Source organism: Streptomyces sp. NBC_00091 (assembly GCF_026343185.1).
GTDB lineage: Bacteria > Actinomycetota > Actinomycetes > Streptomycetales > Streptomycetaceae > Streptomyces.
The window spans coordinates 211,856-235,065 of record NZ_JAPEMA010000004.1; the positions used below are offsets into that span (position 1 = coordinate 211,856).

At 68.4% G+C, this 23,210-nt stretch carries 18 protein-coding genes and 1 pseudogene; 10 read left to right on the forward strand and 9 right to left on the reverse strand.

Features of this window, described 5'->3' with window-relative positions:
* Window positions 1–22: 22 nt before the first annotated feature.
* From OOK34_RS34095 to OOK34_RS34115, 5 genes are all read left to right on the forward strand, one after another.
* Complete coding sequence (locus OOK34_RS34095) at window positions 23–931, forward strand: universal stress protein (protein WP_267038038.1); 909 nt, start codon at window positions 23–25, stop codon at window positions 929–931.
* Complete coding sequence (locus OOK34_RS34100) at window positions 928–1,791, forward strand: universal stress protein (RefSeq protein WP_267038039.1); 864 nt, start codon at window positions 928–930, stop codon at window positions 1,789–1,791. Before OOK34_RS34095 ends, OOK34_RS34100 begins: the two co-directional genes overlap by 4 nt.
* 7 nt (window positions 1,792–1,798) lie before the next feature.
* Window positions 1,799–4,375, forward strand: a complete 2,577-nt coding sequence (locus tag OOK34_RS34105) for a cation-transporting P-type ATPase (protein WP_267038040.1) — start codon at window positions 1,799–1,801, stop codon at window positions 4,373–4,375.
* A gap of 2 nt (window positions 4,376–4,377) precedes the next feature.
* Window positions 4,378–4,656, forward strand: coding sequence for a DUF1918 domain-containing protein (locus OOK34_RS34110; RefSeq protein WP_267038041.1), 279 nt, complete (start codon window positions 4,378–4,380; stop codon window positions 4,654–4,656).
* A 79-nt stretch (window positions 4,657–4,735) separates the two neighbouring features.
* Window positions 4,736–6,466 carry a GAF domain-containing sensor histidine kinase gene (locus OOK34_RS34115; protein WP_267038042.1) on the forward strand — a complete coding sequence of 577 codons (1,731 nt, stop codon included), beginning with the start codon at window positions 4,736–4,738 and terminating at the stop codon, window positions 6,464–6,466.
* A gap of 18 nt (window positions 6,467–6,484) precedes the next feature.
* On the opposite strand, the gene OOK34_RS34120 is transcribed toward OOK34_RS34115, so the two are convergent.
* From OOK34_RS34120 to OOK34_RS34130, 3 genes are all read right to left on the reverse strand, one after another.
* Complete coding sequence (locus OOK34_RS34120; RefSeq protein WP_267038043.1) at window positions 6,485–7,174, reverse strand: response regulator transcription factor; 690 nt, start codon at window positions 7,172–7,174, stop codon at window positions 6,485–6,487.
* A gap of 90 nt (window positions 7,175–7,264) precedes the next feature.
* Window positions 7,265–7,903, reverse strand: coding sequence for a CBS domain-containing protein (locus tag OOK34_RS34125; protein WP_267038044.1), 639 nt, complete (start codon window positions 7,901–7,903; stop codon window positions 7,265–7,267).
* Window positions 7,904–7,929: 26 nt separating this feature from the next.
* Complete coding sequence (locus OOK34_RS34130) at window positions 7,930–8,394, reverse strand: Crp/Fnr family transcriptional regulator (RefSeq protein ID WP_267038045.1); 465 nt, start codon at window positions 8,392–8,394, stop codon at window positions 7,930–7,932.
* 220 nt (window positions 8,395–8,614) lie between these two features.
* Here OOK34_RS34130 and OOK34_RS34135 point away from each other — a divergent pair, with 220 nt between their 5' ends.
* The 3 genes from OOK34_RS34135 (at window position 8,615) to OOK34_RS34145 (ending at window position 11,175) form a co-directional block, all read left to right on the forward strand.
* Window positions 8,615–8,854, forward strand: a complete 240-nt coding sequence (locus tag OOK34_RS34135; protein ID WP_267010973.1) for an SHOCT domain-containing protein — start codon at window positions 8,615–8,617, stop codon at window positions 8,852–8,854.
* 58 nt (window positions 8,855–8,912) lie between these two features.
* Window positions 8,913–9,383 (forward strand): pyridoxamine 5'-phosphate oxidase family protein, encoded by a 471-nt coding sequence (locus OOK34_RS34140; protein ID WP_267038046.1) that lies wholly within the window; start codon window positions 8,913–8,915, stop codon window positions 9,381–9,383.
* Between the two features lie 88 nt (window positions 9,384–9,471).
* Entirely contained in the window at window positions 9,472–11,175 is a 1,704-nt protein-coding gene (locus OOK34_RS34145) for a SulP family inorganic anion transporter (RefSeq protein WP_267038047.1), read from the forward strand.
* 845 nt (window positions 11,176–12,020) lie between these two features.
* On the opposite strand, the gene OOK34_RS34150 is transcribed toward OOK34_RS34145, so the two are convergent.
* The 5 genes from OOK34_RS34150 to OOK34_RS34170 form a co-directional block, all read right to left on the reverse strand.
* Window positions 12,021–13,253 (reverse strand): cytochrome P450, encoded by a 1,233-nt coding sequence (locus OOK34_RS34150; RefSeq protein WP_267038048.1) that lies wholly within the window; start codon window positions 13,251–13,253, stop codon window positions 12,021–12,023.
* A 10-nt stretch (window positions 13,254–13,263) separates the two neighbouring features.
* Entirely contained in the window at window positions 13,264–13,776 is a 513-nt protein-coding gene (locus OOK34_RS34155) for a pyridoxamine 5'-phosphate oxidase family protein (protein ID WP_267038049.1), read from the reverse strand.
* Between the two features lie 19 nt (window positions 13,777–13,795).
* Complete coding sequence (locus tag OOK34_RS34160; protein WP_267038050.1) at window positions 13,796–13,996, reverse strand: MbtH family protein; 201 nt, start codon at window positions 13,994–13,996, stop codon at window positions 13,796–13,798.
* 1 nt (window position 13,997) lies between these two features.
* Entirely contained in the window at window positions 13,998–20,234 is a 6,237-nt protein-coding gene (locus OOK34_RS34165; RefSeq protein WP_267038051.1) for a non-ribosomal peptide synthetase, read from the reverse strand.
* A 449-nt stretch (window positions 20,235–20,683) separates the two neighbouring features.
* On the reverse strand, window positions 20,684–21,223 hold the full coding sequence (locus tag OOK34_RS34170) for an EF-hand domain-containing protein (protein WP_267038052.1): 540 nt from the start codon (window positions 21,221–21,223) through the stop codon (window positions 20,684–20,686).
* 627 nt (window positions 21,224–21,850) lie between these two features.
* Between OOK34_RS34170 and OOK34_RS34175 the strand changes: the two genes are divergently transcribed.
* On the forward strand, window positions 21,851–22,039 hold the full coding sequence (locus OOK34_RS34175; protein WP_267038053.1) for a hypothetical protein: 189 nt from the start codon (window positions 21,851–21,853) through the stop codon (window positions 22,037–22,039).
* Window positions 22,040–22,223: 184 nt separating this feature from the next.
* Window positions 22,224–22,608 (forward strand): annotated as a pseudogene (locus OOK34_RS34180) (Tn3 family transposase); the annotation flags it as partial.
* A 32-nt stretch (window positions 22,609–22,640) separates the two neighbouring features.
* Here the strand turns inward: OOK34_RS34180 and OOK34_RS34185 are convergent.
* A complete protein-coding gene (locus OOK34_RS34185) occupies window positions 22,641–23,210 on the reverse strand; it encodes a TetR/AcrR family transcriptional regulator (RefSeq protein ID WP_267038054.1) in 570 nt (189 codons plus the stop codon).

A 23,210-nucleotide genomic window follows, 5' to 3' on the forward strand; every position in this document is an offset into this window, starting at 1 on the left:
GGCTTCTCGGTTGGGAGGAATCGTGGAAAGCACCTTCCGCACCCCGGACACCAGCTCGGTCACGGTCGGCGTGGACGGCTCGGAGTCGGCACGCGTCGCTGCTTTGTGGGCGGCCAAGGAGGCCGTACGCCGTGACCGTCCCCTGCACATCGTCTACGGCTCCGACACCGACGGCAGGGCCTTGTACCTGTCGGCGGAGACCATCGAACGGGTCCGCGTCAACGGCCGGGCGCTCCTGGACGACACGGCGAAGGCCGTGTCGGCCGAGTACCCCGGGCTGACCGTGACCACCGAATTCAGCCGCGCCGGCGCCGTCGACACCCTGCACCGGGCCGGAGGACTCCACGGCACGGTCGTGGTGGGCAACCGCGGCCTGGGCGGGTTCAACTCCCTCATGCTCGGCTCGGTAGGGCTGGGCACCGCGGCCATCGCCATGACACCCGTCATCGTCGTCCGAGGCATCGACGGGACCGAGGAGACCGGAACGGTCCTCGCCGCGGTCCGCGACGAACACGACCTCCTGATCGCCCGGTACGCAGCCCGGGAAGCCGAGCTGCACAAGGCCTCCCTGCGACTGCTGCATGTGTGGAACGTGCTCCAGTCCGTCGGTGAGGTGGTCACCATGCTCGACGGCGTCGACGAGATCGCCGGCGGGCACGCAGAGACCCTGCGGGCCGTCACGGACGTGATCCGCAGTGAGTTCCCCGACCTTGAGGTACAGGCCGATGCGGAGAAGAGCATCTCCGTGGCCGGCGTCCTGGTCGAGGCGTCCCGCCACGCCGACCTGCTCGTAGTGGGCGGCCGCCGGGTGCCCGGGCCCCTCGGACTCGCCCCCAACCTGGGCAAGGCCACACACAGTCTGCTGCACCACGCCCACTGCCCCGTCCTCCTCATTCCTCGGACCGGCAGCGACTTCGGGAGCCAGTCATGACCAGCCACCCGTCAGCAAGCCGTGACATCGTCGTGGGCATCGACCCGGACAGGGACTGGCACCTCGCCCTGGCCTGGGCCGCCGACGAGGCGCAACGGCGTCGGCTCCCGATGCGCCTGGTGCTCGCCGTGCCGCCCCAGCACGACACCCAGCACGTCGACGACACCCCCCGCCAGACGGCCCTGTGGCAGGCCGGATCCGACCGTCTCGAACAAGCGTGCAACTTGGTACGTGACCGCCACCCCGAGGTGGCTGTCACCGGTGACCTGCTGAGCGGCTTCCCCGCCCCCGTCCTGGGCGGCGCGGCGCGAGAAGCCCGCATGATCGTCCTCGGTTCCCGGCACCTGAGCCGCACCGCCGAGTTCTTCAGCGCCGGCTCCCTCGTGGTCCCCGTCACCGCCCAGGCCCGTTGCCCGGTCGTCGTCGTGGGCGACGCCGAGCACATCAGCCAGCAGCCGCCCTATGTCGTCGCCGGTATCGACGGCAGCGCGTCCGCCACGGCCGCGCTGACCTTCGCCTTCGACGAGGCCGACCTTCGAGGGGCGGCGCTGCGGGTCGTCTGCGTGTGGCAGCCGCCGCTGATCATGCTGGACGACGAGGAGGTGGCGCTGCACGCCCAGCGCACCCTGCTCTCCGAGGCCACCGCCGGCCTGTCCGAGAAGTACCCGGATGTGCATGTGACGCACGAGGTCCTCACCGGCCACCCCGTCGAGGAACTGGCCCGGGCCGCCGAGCACGCCCTGGCCGTCGTCGTGGGCCGCCGCGGCCGCGGTGGCTACACCGGCATGCGGATCGGATCCGTCGTCCACGGCCTCCTGCACCGCGCACACTGCCCGGTGATCACCATCCCCACCGGATGAACCGGCCATGACCAGCCGCGCGATCGAAACGTCGTCCGTCGGCTCCTCGCCCCCGGCGGGGCTGACGCGGGCCGAGGCCGAACGCCGACTGGCCCGCTACGGGCGCAACGAGGTGGCACCTCCGCCGCCCACACCCCTCCACCGTCGGGTGCTGGCGCAGCTACGTGATCCGCTGATCATGGTGCTGCTCGGTGCCGCACTCCTGACCATCGCGATCGGCGACCACCCGGACGCCGTCGTCATCGGGCTGGTGGTCGTCTTCAACACGACCGTGGGAGTGGCCCAGGAGGTCCGGGCGGACCGCGCGGTCGCCGCGCTCTCCGCTCTTTCGGCCCCGCACGCCCGGGTACGGCGTGACGGCGCGGCCCACGAGGTGTCGGCAGCGCTCGTGGTGCCGGGTGACAGCCTGCTGCTGGGCGAGGGGGACATCGTTGCCGCGGACGCCGATCTCACGGAGGCGTCAGCCCTCCTGATTGACGAGTCGATGCTCACCGGCGAATCGGAACCCGTCGCCAAGACCGCGCGCGACACGGTCAGCGCCGGCACCGTCGTGGTGCGCGGTCGGGGTGTCGCGACCGCCACGGCCACAGGATCCGCCAGCGCCCTCGGCCGGATCGCAGCCCTCCTCGACGGGGACCACGGGCCGACCCCGCTCCAGCGCCGCCTCGCCTCCCTCGGCCGCGTCCTGGCCGCCGCCACCCTCGCCCTGTGCGTGCTCTTCTTCGCCCTGGGCCTCGTACGCGGCCTCGGAGTGAGCACGATGGCGGTCACCGCCATCAGCCTGGCCGTCGCCGCGGTGCCCGAGTCCCTGCCCGCCGTGGTCACCCTCGCCCTCGCCCTCGGAGCCCGCCGCATGGCGGCCCGGGGCGCCCTGATCCGACGCCTGCCGGCGGTCGAAACGCTGGGCTCGGTGAGCGTGCTGGCCACGGACAAGACCGGCACGCTCACCGAGGGCCGCATGGTCGTCCAGCACGTGTGGACGCCGTCGGGAAACGTGGACGTGTCCGGCAGTGGATACGAACCCCACGGAGCCCTGACCCGCGCCGGACGCTCCCTGACACCCGAGCAACTCCGCCCTCTCCAGGAGCTGCTCACCACGGCAGCCCTGTGCAACGACGCGAGCCTGAAACCGCCCCAGAGCGGTTCCGACGGGTGGACGGCCGTGGGCGATCCCATGGAAGCCGCACTGCTGGCGGCCGCCGCCAAGGCCGGCTGCCCGAGCCACGCCGAGCTCCACCGGGCCTGCCCCCGGATCGGAGAAGCACCGTTCGACAGCCTGCGCAAACGAATGGCCACCCTCCACCACCTGCCCGACGGCAACGTCCTGGTCTGCCTCAAGGGGGCACCCGAGGCCGTCCTGGCGCCCACGGTGCTCGCCGAGCCGCCCCAGGTCCTGGAACAGGCGCGCCGACGGGCCGCCGAGCTGGCCGCGCACGGATTCCGGGTCCTGGCCGTGGCAGGCGCCGAACGGCTCCAGTGGAGCCGGCCCGCCGCCGAGGCGGAGCACGGACTGAGCCTTCTCGGCCTGATCGCCATCAGCGATCCGCCGAAAGCGGCAGCCGCGGCCACCTTGGCAGCCTGCCGCGCCGCCGGCATCACCCCGATCATGATCACCGGCGACCACCCCGCGACCGCCCACGCCATAGCCGTACGCATCGGCCTCGTCGACGACGGTCCCGCCGATGCGGTCGTCACCGGACCCGAGCTGGCCGCAGCACCGGACACCGACCTGACCGCGGTCCGCGTCTTCGCCCGGACCGATCCACAGCAGAAACTGGACATCATCCACGCCTGGCGTGCCCACGGCGCCGTGACCGCCATGACCGGGGACGGCGTCAACGACGGCCCCGCCCTCCACCAGGCCGACATCGGCGTCGCCATGGGCGCCCGCGGCACCGAGGTGGCCCGCCAGGCCGCCGACCTCGTCCTCACGGACGACGAGCTCTCCACCTTGGTCACGGCCGTCGAGGAAGGCCGCCGCGTCTACGACAACATCCGACGCTTCCTCGTCTACGCCATGGCCGGCGGAACCGCCGAGATCCTCGTGATGCTGGCAGGCCCCCTGCTCGGCCTCGCCCTCCCTCTTCGGGCGGGGCAGATCCTGTGGATCAACCTCCTCACCCACGGCCTGACCGGTGTGGCCATGGGCGCCGAACCGGCCGCACCAGAGGCCATGCGGCGCCCGCCCCGCCCGCCCGGACAGCACATCCTGGCCGCAGGCGTGTGGCAACGCCTGCTCGTCCTCGCCGCGGCCGTGACAGCGTTCAGCCTGATCGCCGGCATCGCCGCGCGCACCCATGGCTTGCCCTGGCAGAGCGTGCTCTTCCTGTCTCTGCTCGGCGCCCAGCTGGGCGTGGCCCTGGGCCTGCGGGCCCGGCTGCTCACCACCCAGAACCTCTTCCTCCCCGCCTCCGTGGTGGCCTCCGCCCTCCTTGCGATGGCTGCCCTGCACGTTCCCGCTCTGCGGTCGCTGCTGGACACCCAGCCGGTGGGCTGGGCCGGCACAGGGCTCGCCACCGCGGCAGCGCTCGCGGCATTCGTCGCCGCCCGGCTCCTGCGAGGCGCATTCCACAGAAAGGCATGATCATGAACGCGAATCCGCTTGCCCACGAGCACGGGGTCCACGCCGAGGTGGGCGACCAGATCGTCGTGGGCGGCCCCACGGTCGGAACGCCGGGCCGGGACGGAGAAGTCATCGCCCTGCACCATGAGGACGGCACCCCTCCGTACGACGTCCGCTGGTCCGACACCGGCCGTACCAGCGTATTCTTCCCCGGCCCGGACGCCCACGTCCGGCATCTGCACGACGAATCCGGTACGCCGCGGCACGAGGGAAGGCCGAACGGGGCAATGGCCTCCCGCTGAGTGGGAGGGCCGCGTCCTCCGGCCGGAGATACCGTGGAAGTGATGGCCATATCGCCATCACTTCCGGCCGGAGGTGGGCATGAGTGCAGGGGAACAGCCCACCCGGAGCGGTGTTCCTCGACTGCGGCTCGACGAACTGCTGGATGAGCTGCAGGTACGGATCGACGAGGTCAGAGGCACGCGGGACCGGCTGAATGGTCTGCTCGAGGCAGTCATGTCCGTGGGCCGGGAGCTTGACCTGCCGCAGGTGCTGCGCGGGATCGTCGAGGCCGCCGTGGTGCTCGTGGACGCCGAATACGGGGCCCTCGGAGTCATCGGGAACGACAAGAAACTGGCCGAGTTCCTACCCGTCGGCATCAGCGACGACCTCCGCGCACAGATCGGAGACCTGCCGTCCGGCCACGGCATCCTGGGTGAGCTGATCCGCCATCCCGAGCCGCTGCGGCTGTCGGAGTTGTCCGAGCATCCAGCTTCGTACGGGTTCCCGGACCACCACCCGCCGATGCATTCCTTCCTCGGCGTCCCGATCCGCATTCGCGAGGAGGTCTTCGGGAACCTCTATCTGACCGAGAAGCGCGGCGGCGCCGAGTTCGACGCCGAGGACGAGGCGGTCCTGTCCACCCTCGCCGTCGCGGCCGGCATCGCCATCGAAAATGCCCGGCTCTTCGAGGAGGTCCGGCTGCGGGAGCGCTGGCTGGAGGCCAGCTCCGACATCACCAGCGCCCTGCTTTCCGGAGCGCCCGAGGAGGAAGTCCTCGAGGGCATGCTGGAGCGGGCCAAGGACATCACCGGCGCGGACATGGGCGTCTTCTACCTGCTCGGCTCCGGCGGTGAACTGCGAGGCTCGCTCGCCTTCGGGGAGGGAGCCGAGGCGCACCGCGGGATCGTCCTGCCCAGTACTCAGGGCACTCTCGCCGAGGCCGCCCTGGCCCGCAACGGCCTCATTACCGTCCCCGACGTGGCGACCGACGAGCGCGTCACGGTACAACCCGAGCGGTGGGCGGGCTTCGGCCCGGCCGTGGCCGTCACTGTCGGCACCAAGGAAAAGCTCAGTGGTGTCCTGATGCTCGCCCGGCGGCAGGGTCGCCCCGTATTCGCCACTACGGAGGTCGCCGCTCTTCCGGGGTTCGCGGGCCAGGCTGCCCTCGCGTTGGAGCTTGCCGACAGGCGCCGCGACACCGAGCAGATGAGCATGCTGGAGGACCACGACCGCATCGCCCGTGACCTGCACGACCTGGCCATCCAGCGACTCTTCGCCACCGGCATGACCCTCCAGAGCGCCCAGCGCTTCGTCGACCACCCCCAGGCGTCCGAACGCCTCGCGCGCGCCGTGGACGACCTCGACGCCACCATCAAGATCATCCGATCGACCATCTTCGGACTCCGCGAGCACGAGGCCCCCGGTGGGGCGTCCAAGATGCGCTCCCGCCTGGCCCAAGCCCTGGATGAGGCCTCGGGGACCCTCGGATTCGCCCCCGCCCTGCGGGTGGAGGGGCTGATCGACACGGACGTACCGTCGGCCGTCGCGGACGAGGCCCTCGCCGTGGTCGGGGAGGCTCTGACCAATGTCGCCCGCCATGCCGAGGCCACGCGGGCCGAGGTCTCGATCGTCGCGGCCGACGGGAACCTGACGGTCACCGTGACCGATAACGGCGTCGGCCTGCCTGCGGGCGGTCGGCGCAGCGGACTGCGGAACCTGGCAGAGCGTGCCGAAAGGCTCAGCGGCCAGATGGAGGTTACGGCGCGGGGCGACGGGGAGCGGGGCACTCGCCTGGAGTGGCAGGTACCTCTGGTCCCGCCACCACGCTGACCGTCGTCGATGTTCCTGCTACTTCCCGGCGTCGTGCTCGTGCACTTGGGCGGCGATCACGGCTGCCTGGACCCGCCGCTCCACTCCGAGCTTGCCCAGGAGCCGTGAGATGTGGTTCTTGACCGTCTTCTCCGACAGGTAGAGCTGTTTGGCGATCTGCCGGTTGGTGAGGCCCTCGCCGATGAGCTCCAGGACGGCCCGCTCCCGTTCGGACAGAGCCGCCAGGCGGGCGTCCTCCGGTGGCTTCGCCGACTCGGGGTCGCGCAGGGAGTGCATCAGGCGGGCGGTGGTCGCAGGGTCCAGCATGGACTGGCCGGTGGCGACCGTGCGTACGGCCGAGACCAGATCGGAGCCCTTGATCTGCTTCAGGACGTAGCCGGAAGCCCCTGCCATGATCGCGTCCAAGAGGGCGTCCTCGTCGTCGAACGAGGTCAGCATCAGACAGGCCAGGCCCGGCATGCGCGAGCGCAGCTCGCGGCAGACGGTAATGCCGTCGCCGTCGGGTAGCCGCACGTCGAGTACGGCGACGTCCGGACGGAGCGCCGGCCCGCGGGCGAGCGCCTGCTCGGCCGTGCCGGCTTCGCCTACGACCGTGATGTCCGGCTCTGCGTCCAAGAGGTCCCGCAGCCCGCGCCGGACCACCTCGTGGTCATCGAGGAGGAACACCTTGATAGGTGCCCCGGCGGACGTGTTCGGATCCTCGGACATGATCGCCCCTGGCTCGGTCCGTGCTGTGCGTTTCCCTCCGAATTGTCTCAGGAAGAGGCGCAATGCACCCGTGGCCGACGAGACGGCTCGTTAGGCAGCGATGGTGCTTTCCAGCTCCATCCGGACGTCCACTACACCCTCAACCGCGCGGATCGCCCGTGCGAGCAGGGGGACCAGGGCCCGGTCCCGCAGCGGGCCGTGCAGAGTGACGACGCCGTCTTTTACGGCGAAGTCCAAGGTCAGGCTGGGGGCCAGTTCGGTGAGCACGCTCTGGCGGATCTCCTCCTCGAGATCCTCGTCCGGCCGCAGGAACACCTTCAAGAGGTCACTGCGGCTGACCACACCTTCCAACATCCCGAGCGCGTTCACCACGGGCAGGCGCTTGACGTGCTTGCGCGCCATGATCCTTGCAGCTTCGGCGACGGGCGCGTCGGGGTGCACGGTGATCGCCGGGCTCGACATGAGTTCCTCGGCCAGCACCGCGCCGGCCTTCGACGCGTCCTCCAACTGCTCGGGCAGCGCGGGGTCCGTACGCCGGAACTCCTCCTTCGGCAGCAGGTCCGCCTCGGAGACGACGCCGACGACCCGGCCCTCGCCTTCCAGGACGGGGACGGCGCTGACCTTCCACTGGTGCATCAGCTCGACGATCTCCTTGTAGGAAGCCTCGCGGCCGATGGCGACGGCGGTGTGCGTCATGACGTCACTGACGGTGTAGCGGGATGCGGGCATGACCGGCTCCTTCGGCGTACGGACGATCAGAGGAAGCTGCCGCTGCCATAGGGCGCGTACAGGTCGAGAAGGCGCACGCGGGCGGCCTGCAGCCGGTTGGCGAGGACCTGCCCGACCCAGTGGCCCAGGGCAGAGCCGAAGGCGGCGTCAGTGTCCATCAGCGCCCGTACGCGTGCCGCGTCGAACTCGTACGCACGGACGGGCGTCATCGCCTCCGCACCCAGACGCCAGGAGTACGGCTTGAAGAGCCACGAGCAGCCGACCAGCTGGCCGGCGCCGAGGCTCTCGATGACGGCGGCGCGCCGCCCGGGCACATGGACGTCCAAGGTCACGGTTCCGGACCGGACGATCCAGAACCGATCGGCGTGGCCACCCTCGCGAAAGAGATGGGCCCCCTCGACGAAGTTGACCTCTCGGGCCAGTTCCATCAGACGGGAGCGGCAGTCGGCGGGCAGCGCCTCGGAGAGACGAGCGGGTGAAGGGGTGCTCATGAACGGCCTCCTGTTCGAGTCCGTCTTCAGTCTTGGCGTTCCCGCCGGTCCCGGGCATGGGCCCTCTGGTCCCGTCTATGGGCCGACCGGCCCATGCCGGGCATGGCGCAGCCGGAGATCCTGGCAGCAGATGGCCGGCTCGCGGCCGTCGACCCGTCCACCTGGCAGGTGCGCGATGTACTGGAATGGCCATGGCATGGGGGCCTGGGGATGGTTCGCCATGTCCCTCACCACGCTGATCTTCTGGACCCTGATCGTCGCGGCGACCGTCCTCGTGGTCCGCGCCCTCAGGCGAGATGGTGCGGACGGGCGGACTGCACCCGCGCCTTACTCAGCCTCCGACAGCGGGGCCGAAAGGCTTCTCGCGGAACGATTCGCCAGAGGCGAGATCGACGAGGAGGAGTACACCCGGCGGCTCGCGGTGCTGCGAAGCCACGGCCCTGGGCCCACGCCCCTTTGAGAAGCCAACAGCGGGCAAGGGCACCGGCGTCCCGCCCGCTTGACCGAGGATGCCCACGATGAAGAGCGACCCGGCCATTACGACCACCAGCTCGCCCCCCGTCAGCATGCAGGGACGGCAGATGGAAGAGCTCAGCGCTGACGAGGCGTTGGAGCTGCTGGGCACCGTTCCGCTGGGCCGGATCGTGTTCACCCGTAACGCGCTGCCCGCGGTGCGCCCCGTCAACCACCTTCTCGACGCAGGCGACATCATCGTCCGGGTCCAGGACGGCTCGACGCTGGGAGCCTTGCTCGCGGCTCAGGCAGATGCGGGCGTAGTCGTCGCGTACGAAGCCGACGTCATCGATCAAGGCGCGCACCTGGGCTGGAGCGTGGTCGCCACCGGCTACGCCACCGCAGTCACCGCCCCCAGCGAGATCGAGCGCTACGCGCACCTCCTGCACCCGTGGGTCGAGGGCACCGCATCGGGCGCCATCCGGATCAGGCCCGACCTGATCACCGGCTTCCGCCTGCGTGAGAGCAGCCCGTAGAGGTCGGCCCACGCGCGCTTCACCTCCTCGCAGCCCTCCGCCCGGCACCATGGTGAGGCACAGGCCCGCATGGAGTCCCGGAGGTGCCATGCCGAAGCACGGACGGATCACCGCGATTCCGCCCGCCTTCCGTGGCTACCGGACGAGCTGGCTACGGGGCGACGTCCTGGCCGGAATCACGGTCGCCGCCTACCTGGTCCCCCAGGTCATGGCCTACGCGGGCGTGGCAGGTCTGCCTCCGGTCGTAGGCCTGTGGGCCGTCCTGCCGGCCATGGTCCTCTACGCCCTGAGCGGCACCTCGCGCCTGCTGTCCGTCGGACCGGAGTCGACCACCGCCCTCATGACCGCCGTGGCCGTCGGGCCACTCGCGGCCGGCGACCCCACGCGCTACGCGGCGCTTGCGGCAGCCCTGGCCCTCGTCGTCGGCCTGCTCTGTTTGGTCGCGTGGGCCATCCGGCTCGGCTTCCTGGCCGACCTTCTCTCCAGGCCCGTGCTCGTTGGCTACCTGGCCGGTGTCGCCTTCATCATGATCGTGGATCAGCTGCCCCGCCTCACCGGGACCAGCGGCAGCGGATCGGGGTTCTTCCCCCAGCTCTTCTCGTTTCTCCGCCACATCGGCGACCTGCACCGGCCCACGACCGTCATGGCCGCGGGCTGCCTGCTCCTGCTGTTCGCCCTGCCGCTGCTGTGGCGCGCTCTGCCCGGACCGCTCGTTGTCCTCCTTCTCGCCACGGCGGTAGTGACGGTCTTCGCACTGGACGAGGACCAGGGGATCGACGTCATCGGCGCGGTGCCGTCCGGCTTGCCGGGTTTCGCCCTGCCCCGGCTGACCGACCTCGCCGACCTGGTGCTCCCGGCTCTCGGCGTTCTGCTGGTCGGCTACACCGATGTCGTCCTGACCGCGCGCGCCTTCGCCCGGCACGACGACCCGCACCGCCTGGACGCCAACCGCGAGCTGCTGGCCCTCGGCGCGGCGAACCTCGGCGCCGGAGTCCTGCACGGCTTCCCGGTCAGCAGCAGTGCCAGCCGCACCGCCCTCGCGGACTCCTCGGGAGCCCGTACCCAGGTGTACTCCCTCGCCGGCGCCGCCTGCGTGGCCGCCGTCCTCCTCTTCCTCGGCCCGCTGCTCACACACACCCCCGCCGCCGCCCTCGGCGCCATCGTCGTCTACGCCGCCGTACGCCTGGTCGAGGTGAGCGAGTTCCGCAGGCTGGCAGCCTTCCGACGCCGCGAACTACTCCTGGCCATCGGCTGCACCCTCGGCGTCCTCGCCCTGGGCATCTTGTACGGCGTCCTGGTCGCGGTGGCCCTCTCGGTAATCGATCTGCTTGCAAGGGTTGCTCGTCCACACGATGCCGTCCTGGGGATCGTTCCGGGCCTGGCGGGCATGCACGACGTCGACGACTACCCGACTGCCCGCACCGTCCCGGGCCTGCTCATCTACCGCTATGACTCTCCGCTGTTCTTCGCGAACGCCGAGGATTTCCGCCGCCGCGCAATGGCGGCTGTCGATGTGCAGGACGGACCGGTCGACTGGTTCGTCCTGAACACCGAGGCCAACGTCGAGGTCGATATCACCGCCCTTGACGCCGTCGAGGCCCTGCGCGCCGAACTCGTAGAGAGGGACGTCGTGTTCGCCCTCGCCCGTGTCAAGCAGGAACTTCGCGAATCCCTCGATGCCTACGGCCTCACGGCGGCGGTCGGGGCGAACCGCATTTACCCGACCCTGCCGACAGCCATCGCTGCTTTCCACGCCTGGCAGCGGTCCGCCAACCATGATCCCGGCCCATGATGAGAGAACGGAACCGTGGCTTCTTCACGCGAGACCTTGGCTGCGGAGCCTGTGCGCGGGGGTGAAGCCACGACGATGGCCGGCGACCCCGGATCTGGGGACCAGATCTGGGGACCAGTGCCTAGTACACGCATCTGGGTAATGGAGTAAGGAGGCCCGAACTCTGCGGTGAACTGCTGGCGCGGAGCGGCGCCGTACCGGTCCTCTCCTCCCTTGACCTGCCCCATCACGCGCGTTTCCGCCGCGCGATGAACGCGATCCGGCCAGAACGTCCCCATCGGGCCGGCCCAGCGCACCCCGCCCGCCCTCTGCCCGTCGACGCACAGAGGGCGGGCGGAACTTCACGTTGGAAGCCGATGCGCGGCCGGTAGGCGACCCAGCGGACGCGTGGCACACCGGCTGACGAGCACGGCCTGCGCCTTCGGGCGGACCGCGTGCAGGGGGGACGTATCCGAGGGCCACGGAGAAAGTGCCGGTGGTGTCACGCAGGACGGTGTCGATGTCCTGGTGGCGGGAGACGACCCAGACGTCGAGCTGGCGGTCGTGGTGCACGGGGTGATGGGTTCGCAGGTGTGCGTAGAGGGGGCCGGGTTCGCCGGCCCCATGCGCGGTGATGGCGTCGGGCCGGGCTACCGGGCAGCTGGAGCCGGGTGTTCGTTTGGGTCCGGGCACCCGGGGGCCGGGAGGCTTCCTCGTGCGACAATGCCATTCGATTGTGCAACCCGACCCCGTCCGTTTTTAACTCGGCGGGATAGTGCTTCATGGCCATCTGTGCGGACTCCGTATCCACCCGGACCGTCAAGATCCAAGTGTCTCTGGTGCCCGACATCCGGGTCAACACCCGATCAGTTAGCTGGTCCCGGCAGGTTGGTCTTGACGTGGAGTGATTGTGGGCCTTTGAAGATGCTCAGCTGTCGTGGGGCAGGAGGTAGATGACTGGCGAGTTCCAGGTTTGGGAAACGCTGGACGAGGAGCTCGATTGCGAAATTGAGTTCCATCTTTGCGAGGGGCGCCCCGGCGCAGTTGTGGATTCCGTAGCCGAAGGCCATCGCCGCCGTCTGGCTTCTGGGGCAGTATGGATCGTATGTCTGGGGAGCCTTGTAATGGGCTTCGTCGCGGTTGGCGGAACAGTAAAGCAGGAGCATGAGGTCTGCCTGCTGAAAGTTGATTCCACGAAATTCAGTGCCTTTGTGGACGACGGTTCGAAAAGTTCCGATGACTGAGCTGTCGAATCGCAACCCTTCCTGAACTGCTGCCTCGGAGTCGAGCCGCCCAGCGGCAAGGTCATTCCAAACCCCTGTGTGCAGCAGTGTGTGAACGATATTAGAGAGGGCGTCTGCTGTTGATTCCCATCCTGCGACGATGAATGAGAAGAGAAGGTTGGCCAATTGTGATCGGCTAAGCTTTCGCCCGTCGATGGTAACCGCACCCCAGGCGCTCGCGAGATCATTCTGCGGGGACGCGATTCGGCGGTCTGCGAGGTCGATCAGATAGTCGATAGCCGGTGCACAGCGGTTTCCGCTGGCTGCCAGTTGATCTGGAGTGTGAGTGTGGGAGCCGAACATGATGCTATGGATGTCGGCCAGCCATCCTGACCATTTTCCCGTTGTTTTGGGGTCGATTCCCATGACGTGGAGCACCGATCTGAGGGCGATGGTGTGAGCGAATTCCGCGACGTCGAATTCGCTGGCGATCGCTCGGGCGTCCACCTCATTCTGGATGATGGCGCGAACACCGTCCTCGTACTGCCTGGTGGCTCGGGCTCCGAAACCAGCGTGAGCGACGCGTCGGACGAACCGGTGTTCCGGCGCGTCCGTGAGGGTGATCGGCAAGTTGTCCCAGATGAAGTCTACGATTTTCGCTGCTTCCGGCGGGAGGCCAGTTGGTCGAATGATGGCAGATTCCGACGAGAATCGCTGGGGGTCTCCGGCGATTTCTCGCACGTCGTCATATCGAGTAATGCACCAGGCGTTAAGCGCCTCGGAGAAGAAGATCGGCTGATGGGCGCGCGCCCAATCCAGCGTACGGTAGAGATCCTTATGATCTTGGCCAAATGGATTGAAAGTTGCCAGTTCCACTTTTGATCGACTAACCCTTTCGGTCGGGCTGAATTTCTGCGGGAACTTCGATCCGCTGGTCCGTCATGTCGATGAGCCATCGGTCGATGTCCAGTAGCCAGTACTGCTCGACGGTCAGGAGGTAGAGCCGCCGGCCCCCGTCGCGGAAATACGTCTCTGGAGGCAGTAGGAGCTGTTGGCGGACCGCCTCATCCGGAAAGTTGAGATCGTAGAAAGTCTTATGGAATGCGATTACTTCAGACTCGTGTTCAATCGAACGCGCTGTTCCCGAATACTGCATTCCATCGAGGCCGAAACCAGGCAGACCCGTCATATAGATGGAACCGGCGACAGATCGCTCCGCGGCGATGTCGCGAGAGTGCCTCGCACTGGCCATCGAGGCCCACAAGAGCCGAAGCGGTCGGTGCAGCGCGACGAAATTCACGGTCGCGGCCCAGGGCGTTCTGCCGTCATGGGTGGCGAGCGTGGTGAATCGAGCGTTGGCCAGGAGGCGGTCGACCCGCTCGTTCAGGGTTGGCTCCACTGCGTTCTCGGCTTCCGTCTCAGGGCTTCGTCGTATGGGGGGTGATGTCGGTCCAGTGCGCGGTGATGTAGGCACTGCACGCTTGGCGGGTGGAGCTGGCCAGTACAGTGCGCCACCCGGTCGGCACCTCGGCGAACTCCGGCCAGAGCGAGTGCTGGCCCTGCTCATTGACGAGCACGTGGAAGGCACCGCTCTGGTCGTCGAAAGGGTTGGTCTCCACATCAATCTCCACGGTTTTCAGAGGTCAGGAATCCATTGGCGGTGAGCTGGCCGATGTAGCCGCTGAGGAGGTCCTCAGTGGGTGGGCAGCTCGTACCGGTGAGCTCTCCGACGAGCTTCCACGTCCGGACGCACGACAAGATCGGCATGCTGTCCTCGAGGTAGAGCTCGACGACGCTCTTGCGCTGCGCGCCCCACCGTTCCGTGAACAGAGGGGTGAACGGCGCGATACCGGACTCAGGTCGTTCACCGGTGAAGGCGAGAAGCCGGTCGATCCACTGGTCCCACGGGATCTGATCCACCTGATGGCCTGCTTCGTTGAGGTGGCGGACCAGGTCGCCGAGGATCGCGTAGCGCGGATTGTTCAGGTGGTGGGCGGATCCGTCGGCGGGCAGGTCGAGCGAGATCTGCACGATGGCCCCGGTGACGAGATCCACCGGGGTGAAATCCATCGGCAGGTTGCAGTCGGGCGCGGCGCCCATGGCGACGAATGTCTTGATCAGCGTGCAGAGGAACCCGTCGGTCTTCCAGTTCCCGCTCTTCGAATGGCCGGTGACATCGTGCGGGCGGTGGATGGCGTAGCGCATACCTTGGCCACCGGCCTTGCGGATGAGCTCCTCGGACACCCATTTCGTCTCGGGATAGCCCATGAACAGGTGATCGGGGTGGCTGGGAACGTCCGCCTCGTCCACCGCCCGGACGCCGAAGAGTCCCGCTGAGGAGAAGACCGCTTGGGTGGAAATGTAGTGGAGGGCCTTGGAGCGTCCGCCGGCGGCGAGCCGAATCATCTGCCGGGTTCCCTCGACGTTGACCGGGCTGAGGGCGCTGTAGGGGTAGAGGAAGTTCACCCATGCGGCGTTGTGGTAGATCAGGTCGATGTTGTCGCTCAGCCATGCGTGGTGTTCCGGGCTGAGACCGAGTCGGTCACCGGCCAGGTCGCCTGCCACCGCGATGATCCGTGCGGTGTCGAGGTCTGGCCCGTCCAGGCCGTAGGTCGTCAGCGCCTCCTTGATGCGAAGCGTCGCGGCGGCGTCATCAGCGGCTCGGACCAGGCAGTGAACGGTCATGTCGCTTCTGGACAGCAGGTCGGCCAGAAGGTGCGCGCCCAGGAATCCAGTCGCACCGGTCAGGAGCGCGTGCTGGGGGCGGCGGTGCGAGCCTTCTCGCTGACGGGGGAAGCCCAGTCCCGCATCGAGGACCGACTCGGCGGCGAAATCGGGGACCGTTCGCTGGGGCGCGGTGGCCTGGTCCGGCGTGAGCGCCCGTGCCACGGCGCCGGCCAGCGCGTCTACGGTCGAGTCGTGCAGCAGTGCCTTCAGCAGGTTCCGGCTGTCCTTCGGACGCAACTCGAACGACCGGACGATTCTTGCGACCAGCCGCGTCGCCAGCATGGACGTTCCTCCGTGCCCGAAGAAGTCATCGCCGGGACCGATGTGCCGAATCCCGAGGACCTCGGCGCAGTGCGCGGCCACCTTCCGGGTGAGGTCGCTCTGCGGAACGGCCGCGGGGCCGGCGCTTGGAGCAATCTCGAGCGGCAGCGCCGTCAGCATCGCCCGGTCTGTCTTGCCGTTGGCAGTGAGGGGCAGTTGGTCCAATCGGACCATCAGGTCGGGCACGAGCTGGTCCGGCAGCTCGCCGATGAGCCAGGCGCGCAACGCGGCCGGGCTGAGGTCGGCTTCGGCGGTGTAGTAGCCGACCAGCCGCTTGTCGGCGGGCGAGGCCCCATGCGCGACCACTGCGGTTCCCAAGACCTGCGGGTGGCGGCGCACGGCGTGCTCCACCTCGCCCGGTTCGATCCGGCGTCCGCGGATCTTGAGCTGGTCATCGGTTCGGCCGATCAAGACGAACGCCCCGTCCGCCTGGACACGGGCGAGGTCGCCCGTCCGGTACATCCGTGCACCAGGGGGTCCGAAAGGGCAGGCGACGAAGCGGGCGGCCGTCAGGACCGGCCGGTTGACGTAGCCGTCGGCCACCCCGGGCCCCGCAACGTACAGTTCGGCGACCTCTCCGGGGGCAACCTGCCGGAGGTGCTCGTCGAGGAGATAGATCTGGTGGGCGCCGAGAGGGCGGCCGACAGGCACCGTCTCGGGCACCTGACCCGCCTGATCCAGGCTGTGCGTGGTGATGGCGACGGTGGCCTCGGTGGGGCCGTAGGCATCGATCACCGTGAGACCCGGGCAGTTCAGGAGAACTTGGCGGACCGCCTCGGGCGGTACCGCCTCTCCTCCGGTCCACAGCTGCGACACGTTTTCCAGGCTGGCCGGATCCTCCTGCGCGAGAAGTTGGAAGAGACTCGCCGTCAGCAGCAGCGCGGTGATCCTCCTTTCGCGGATGCACCCGGCAAGGGACTCGATGTCGAGCGGGCCCGCAGGGGCCAGGATCATCTGCCTGCCGTTGAGCAGCGGCACCCATAGTTCGTAGGTCGAGGCGTCGAAGCCCAGGGGCGAATGGATGAGCACGCGGTCTTGGGCAGGGGTCTGGAACACCGCGTCCAGTGCGAAGTCCGCGATGTTCGCCTGGGTGACCACAACGCCCTTGGGCCGGCCTGTGGAGCCGGAGGTGTACATGATGTACGCGGGATCGTTTCCTGTGACCGGGCGTTGCCGGTCCTCGTCGGTGAGGTCGGACGCACGCTCGGCGGCCAGGAGGCGTTGGGTCTGCGGCGAGTCCAGAAGCAGTACGTCGGGGCGGAGTGCGTCGGGCAGCCGGTTCATGAGGCCGACTTCGGAGAGGACGAGGACCGGAGCCGAATCCTCGACCATGTGCGGGATTTGCTCGGCCGCGCGTTCGGGGTCCAGCGGCAGGTAGCAGCTGCCTGCTTTGAGCACGGCGAGGACCGCGACGATCTGATGGGGCGAACGCCTAAGAGCCAGTGCCACCGGCCTCCCCCGGCCCGCCCCGTGCCGGATGAGCAGGCGGGCCAGCCGATTCGCCCGGGAATTGAGCTCGCGGTAGGTCAGTTCACCTTCTGCGCTGCTGAGGGCGATTTCCTCCGCGTGGCTTGCCGCTTGGTCTTCGAACAGAGAGGAGAGCGGCAAGGGCATATGAGTGGGCTCTTTCGCGTCGGTGGCCGGCAATTTACTGATTTTCAGGGACGGGTCATGGGCAGCGGTGCTCAGTAGCCGCTCCATCTGAGTGAGCAACTCGACAACGGTCGCCTTGTCGTAAAGCTGTGCGCTGAACTCGGCGCGGCACTCCAAGCCGCCACGGGCTCCGTACGCGTCGCGCCGTTCCCGGAACTCCAGATAGAGATCGAACTTGCTGGTGCCGTTGGGTGGCACCAGCACTTCTGCGGGGTCGCCGTTGAGATCCGTCATCGGCCATGGGGTGTTCTGCAGGACCAGCGCCGTCTGGAACAGCGGGTTGCGACCGAACTTCCGCTGCGGCCGCACCACTTCCACGACCTGTTGGAAGGGCAGGTCCTGGTTGTCGAACGCGAGGAGGGTTGATGCGCGGACGCGATCGAGTAGTTGGGTGAAACTCGGGTCACCCGAGGTATCCGTACGCAGCGTCAGAGAATTGACGAAGTACCCGGCGAGGTCTTCGAGGACCGGATCACCGCGGCCGGCCACCACTGTCCCCAGTGGGATGTCCGAGCTTCCGCTTCGATGCGTCAGAACGGCGGCCAGGCCGGCCTGGAGGACCATGAAGAGAGTGACCCGGTGATCGCCTGCAGTCTCGTAGAGGGCCTGGTGCAGTGGCGGTTCCCAAAAGGCCGATACGGCACCTGCGGCGTTCGAAGCTTCGCGCGGCTGATCCGTCAGCCCGTGCAATTCCGTCGGGAGCTCCGCCAGCGTCTGGGCCCAGAAGTCTCTCTGCCGGGCGGCAGGGCCGGCCCCGTCTCGACCGGAGGCGAAGACCGCCTCCTGCCATAGGGAGTGATCGGCGTACTGAGCCGGCAGGGCGGCCAGGTTCGGCAGCCGGCCTTGCACGGCATCGCGGTAGGCCGAGGCCAGGTCGCGGCAGATCGGGGCGATCGACCAGCCGTCGCAGGCGATGTGATGCAGAACCAGGAGGACGACAGTCTGCGAAAGACCGGTCCGCAGGACCTCGGCCCGCAGCGGGAGGTCTTCCGTGAGGTCGAACGGCTCCGAGGCGAGTCGGCGCACCACGAGGTCGAGTTCGTCTGGATGGACGTCCCAGGTCCGTACTGCGGGGTGCGCGACATCGGCACACAGCACCTTCTGGAAGGGCTCCCCATCGGCGGTGGGGAACACGGTACGCAGGCTTTCGTGCCTCGCGACCACGGCCCGTAACGCGGCGCCAAGCGCCTTCGGGTCCACCTCCGTACGCATCGGGATCAGCAGGGGAACGTGGTAGGCAGCGGTCGTCTCGCTGAACTGGGTGAGATGCCAGAGGCCGAACTGGCCGGAGGACAGGCGCAGCGGTTCCGGGCGTGGCCGTCCAGCATCGACGGGGACGAACTGATCCGCGGGCTTCGACTGCGTCGAGGAGCGCAGTCGGCTGGCCACATTGGCCAGGCTCCCCGCCTTGAATACGTCCGCCAGCGACAGGCCGCTATCGCGCATGCGACGAAGGCGGAAGGTGAACCGGGCGAGATCGAGCGAGCTGACGCCCGCGGTCAGAAATTCGTCGTGCAGACCAAGCAGTGGAAGGTTGAGGGACTTCCATAATGCGGCTACGCCGTGTTCCGGCTCGTCGTCGAGGTCGCCCGATGGATCCACCGGGCCTCCAGGCAGAGGTCTGGCTGCCAGAGCGGTTCGGTCGGCCTTGCCGTTGATGGTCAGGGGCAGCGCGTCAATGACGATGATCCGGTCCGGCACCAGATGGGCCGGCAGCACGCGACGGAGGTGCCCACGCAGTTCTTCAAGGTCGCAAGACGACTCCGCCACGACATAGCCGACGAGCCGCTTTTCATCCGCCTTGTCCCCGTGGGCCACCACACAGGCCTGGGCCACCCCTGGCCGGCTGACGAGCGCCGACTCGATCTCCCCGGGCTCGATCCGGTGCCCACGGACTTTGACCTGGGCGTCGAGACGGCCCAGGAACTCCAGCGCACCGCTTTCGAGGCGGCGTACCTGATCACCGGTGTGGTACATCCGCTGGCCCGGCGGACCGTACGGGCATGCCACGAAACGCTCGGCCGTGGCCGCAGGACGGCCGAGATATCCCAGGGCCACGCCCGCCCCCGCCACATACAGCGCGCCCACCCCGCCGACGGGCACCGGACGCAACTGCTCGTCGAGGACGAGAACAACATCTCCGTCGAGTGCGCGCCCGATCGGTACGGAGGGCAGGAAGGTGTCCTCCCGGTCGGTCGGATGCTGCGTCGCGAACGTGGTGGTCTCCGTGGGCCCGTATCCGTTGCGGAGCCTTGTCTGCGGACAGGCCTCGAGAAACGCCCGCATCGCCGGAGAAGAGCAGGCCTCTCCTCCCACCAGCACTTCGGACAGGGTCGAGAACACGGAGGGATCCAGCTCGACGCACAAGTTGAACAAGGACGCGGTCAAGAACATCCCAGTGACTCCGTGGCCTGCGATCAGCTGTCCCAGCCGATCGGGCTCGAGCACACCCGGCGACAGCACGATCCGTCCACCGTTCAGCAGTGGAACCCATAATTCGTAGGTTGCCGCATCGAAGCACTGCGGGGCATGAGCAAGGACGACCCGGTGCGCCGGAGTCGTGAAGATCTGGTCCAGGGCGAGAGCCGCGATATTCGCATGAGTGACCATGACGCCCTTGGGGCGGCCCGAAGATCCCGAGGTGAAGAGCACGTAGGCGGGACGTTCCGCCGCCGGCCGAATGTCCGCGGCAGGCGGCACGGGTTCAGAGTCCGAGCCGTCAGCCAGAGCGACCAGTGTGTCGGGGGCATCGACCACCACCACGGACGGGGACCCCGCCGAGGTGGAGACCCGGACGCGGGGGGCGGTCTCCTGCTGAACCACCACCACCTTGGGGGCCGCGTCGCTGACCATCATGGCGATCCGCTCGTCTGGATAGACCGGGTCGAGCGGCACATATGCGGCGCCCGCTTTCACGATGGCCAGAACGGTGACCACATAGTCCAGGTTCCGGCCGAGCGAAAACGCGACCGTGGCGCCAGGCCCCGCACCATGTGAGGACAGCAGTAACGCCAGCCGATTCGCCCTGTCGTTCAATTCCGCATAGGTGAGGTCGCCGTCGGGACCTGTCACCGCCACCGCCGATGGCGACGCACTGACCTGCCGGGCAAAAAGATCAGGCAACGCCTGCCAACTTCTCAAAATATCGCCTGTCATTTTGAAACACTATTGATGAGTCCAAGAACGCATCCAACCTGCGGAATTTGCCCCCAAAATGCCCGGCAGGCCGGAGAATGGAATCGAGGTCATTTCCCGGAGACCGACTGCTGGCGCAGCGGACTTGCGGGCCGGGGCTCGGTACGCGAAAGAGGTCGCGAACAACGGCGAGCGGCGCGTGCCGTACGGCTTCGTCACGCCCGGGGGCGCCGGGTACCCCCTTGCTGCGCGTTCAGCCCGCCAGGTCGACAGCATTGGCTTCGTCGACTCCCGGCGGGCCTTCGGGCCACCAGGGGACGGGCACGCCTTGGCGCGGCTCGTGCCCCTGCCCCAGCCCGGTGGGCCGGAGCAGGGGCACGAGTGCCGGCTGGCCGCGATCCTGCGAAGCCGCCGGGCGGCGGTGTCAGGGGTGGCCGGCCGAAGCGCGGGGCTGGTCCTGGTGGCGGTTGTCAGTTGAGGCGGCCGAGGATTCGGCTGCCGGGGGCGTCGGGGTCGTCGCTGGTGAGGAAGGTGACCCAGGCGCTGACGTATTCGTCGCGGGTGATGGTGTTGTCGCCGTTGGCATCCAGCGCCCGGGCGGCTTCGGCGGCGTCCTCAGGAGAGACCCCGCCGTGGGTGAACACGGCGACCAACAGATCGAGGGGGATCTCGTTGTCGTCGTCGGCATCCAGGGCGGTGAACTGGGCGTCGACGGCACGCTGGAGGGTTTCGCGGAGCTGGGGGGCGGGGAGCCCGCCGAGGGCGGTGCGGAACTCCTCGCGGGTGATGATGCCGTCGCCGTCGGCGTCCGCGAGGTCGCTCAGGGACCGCCACCAAGAGCGGAACTCCTCGGTCATGTTCTTGGCCTTGGCGGAGTCGGCGGGAACGTTTCCGCCTTCGAGGATCTTGCGGGCCATGATGTCGACGTCGTTGCTGTCGAGGTGGCCATTGCCGTCAGCATCGTAGATAGCGAAGAGACGGTCGCACTTCTCGGTAAGGGCCTGAGACATGAAAGGGTGCTCCTTCTCGGCATGGGGGGAAGTAGATCTTTTGCCGGTGATCGTTAGCTTGCCAGCCCGCTGAGGCCGTTTCGGCGTGGCAGCCGTTCTGTCACACCATGGAGATCATGAAAGGACGGGGGTTGACGGCGGTGTCTGACCTTGGAGTGGGGCGTGAGCGAGGCAGGCAGCCGCTGGCGTGGAAGCAGGCGAGACGACGGTGGGCTGCGTCCGTCGGGGGACATGCCAGGCCGGCGCCGTCAAGGAGCCGTGCGGTGTTCCCGCGCCCGACGCGGAGAAACACCCTGCCGACCGGTGGTACGCATGGGGATCGCCTCCAGGAGGTGGAGGAAAGGTCGACACCTCCAGTCTCGTGCGACCACTTGCGACCACCACGACCCATGCGCCCCTGTGACCTGCGCTTTCCCCCTGTCTCTGCGCCAAGTGCCGCTTTGGCAGCTCGGCCCACAGACGGTGCACCACCCGCTGACCAGCCTAAATAGTGGAATTTGGACCGGGCTGAGGAGGCCTGGTCCGCGAACGGTCTTCCCCCGTCCGCCGTTCCCGCACCGTCCACCTCGGCATGCCCCGCGTCGGCCAACCCCTGGCCGACGTCCGACGCCTAAGGGCCCACCAGTCGTGACCGCCACCATAAACGGCGGCCGCCAGGCCGACACCGAACGCCGCCGCACCCGCGTGAAGAGCGCGATCACTGCCGCCCGAAGCAACGGGACATCGCTGACCGCCGCCGGCATCGCCCGCCTGGCCGCCCGCGTCCATCAGCTTGAAGAACGCCTGTCGAAGGCGCTCGGCGAAGAAGTCTGGTGATCTTCCGGCCTTGGGGCGGCCGCCGATGTCGCTGAACTCACCAGCCGCATTACGCAGCTTGAACAACGGAATGTCGACCTGAACCGGGCGCTGGAGGGACGACGAGCCGAACTCGACCCCGCCCGAGCTGCGAACCGGACAGCTGACGCGGGCTCTCAACCACCGTGATTGACCGTGCGCCTGCCGCCGCCTGATGAACCGGCAGCTCACCGTGTAGGAGTCCCGCCACCGCCTGGCCCGCGCGATCTGCCACGGGGGCCGCGGGCGGATACGCCAGGCCTACAGGGAGGGGCAGGAGGACCAGCTCGCGGCCCTCGGTCTCGTCCTCTACGCCGTCGTGCTCTGGAACGCCCGTTATCTGGACGTCGCCGTCGCCCAGCTGCGCGCCGAGGGCCACGAGATCAGGGACGAGGACGTGGACCGCCTCTCCCCGCTCAAGGACCGCCCGCATCGGTTTCCTGGGCCGCTACCTGTTCGACATCGCGGCGAGCGGCCCCGCGCAGGGCCTGCGGCCGCTGCGCGACCCGGACGCGGTCGAACGTGACGACGACCAGGACGGGCACGAATGAGGGGGTGTGTCCGTTGCCGTCCGATGCTCTGCTCACTGCGGCGGGCGCAGGGCGTTGCGGAGGATGGTGAGGACCTCGTCGCGGGTGGGGGGTGTGGGTGCGGTCATGGCGTGCAGGCACAGTCCGGTCATCAGCGGGGGGATGGTCGCGGCGGCGATGGGGCCGACCAGGGGGGTCATGACCTCGGTGCTGATCCGTGCCGAGCGGCTGGCGGCTTCGCGTAGTTCCGGGCGGCGCAGGGCGGCGACGTGCAGTTCGTAGTCGACGACGGCGTTGGTGCGGCCTTCGCCCAGGCAGGCCATGACGCTGTCGGCCAGCCCCTCGGCGACCTGGTCGGGGGTGGCATCGGCGTACTCCTGGGCCCAGGACCGTACGAAGCCGGCGAAGCGTTCGGCGGCGTGCTCCAGGGCGGCGCGGATGAGTGCTTCGCGGTCGGCGAAGTGGTAGGTGGTCGAGGAGAGCGAGACGTCGGCCCGCTCGGCGATCGCCCGGTGGGTCAGTCCCTCCAGCCCGCGCTCGGCGATCAGCTCCTCGGCCACCTCCGTGATCCGCTCCCGGCGGTTGGGGTCGTGTCGGCGTGTGCGGCGGGTCTTCTCGGTCAC

Coding starts and splice junctions, on each gene's coding strand:
- OOK34_RS34115 (WP_267038042.1), top strand. CDS start 4,736: ATGAGTGCAGGGGAACAGCCCACCCGGAGCGGTGTTCCTCGACTGCGG.
- OOK34_RS34165 (WP_267038051.1), bottom strand. CDS start 20,234: ATGACAGGCGATATTTTGAGAAGTTGGCAGGCGTTGCCTGATCTTTTT.
- OOK34_RS34105 (WP_267038040.1), top strand. CDS start 1,799: ATGACCAGCCGCGCGATCGAAACGTCGTCCGTCGGCTCCTCGCCCCCG.
- OOK34_RS34125 (WP_267038044.1), bottom strand. CDS start 7,903: ATGCCCGCATCCCGCTACACCGTCAGTGACGTCATGACGCACACCGCC.
- OOK34_RS34100 (WP_267038039.1), top strand. CDS start 928: ATGACCAGCCACCCGTCAGCAAGCCGTGACATCGTCGTGGGCATCGAC.
- OOK34_RS34170 (WP_267038052.1), bottom strand. CDS start 21,223: ATGTCTCAGGCCCTTACCGAGAAGTGCGACCGTCTCTTCGCTATCTAC.
- OOK34_RS34140 (WP_267038046.1), top strand. CDS start 8,913: ATGAAGAGCGACCCGGCCATTACGACCACCAGCTCGCCCCCCGTCAGC.
- OOK34_RS34120 (WP_267038043.1), bottom strand. CDS start 7,174: ATGTCCGAGGATCCGAACACGTCCGCCGGGGCACCTATCAAGGTGTTC.
- OOK34_RS34110 (WP_267038041.1), top strand. CDS start 4,378: ATGAACGCGAATCCGCTTGCCCACGAGCACGGGGTCCACGCCGAGGTG.
- OOK34_RS34135 (WP_267010973.1), top strand. CDS start 8,615: ATGTCCCTCACCACGCTGATCTTCTGGACCCTGATCGTCGCGGCGACC.
- OOK34_RS34145 (WP_267038047.1), top strand. CDS start 9,472: ATGCCGAAGCACGGACGGATCACCGCGATTCCGCCCGCCTTCCGTGGC.
- OOK34_RS34130 (WP_267038045.1), bottom strand. CDS start 8,394: ATGAGCACCCCTTCACCCGCTCGTCTCTCCGAGGCGCTGCCCGCCGAC.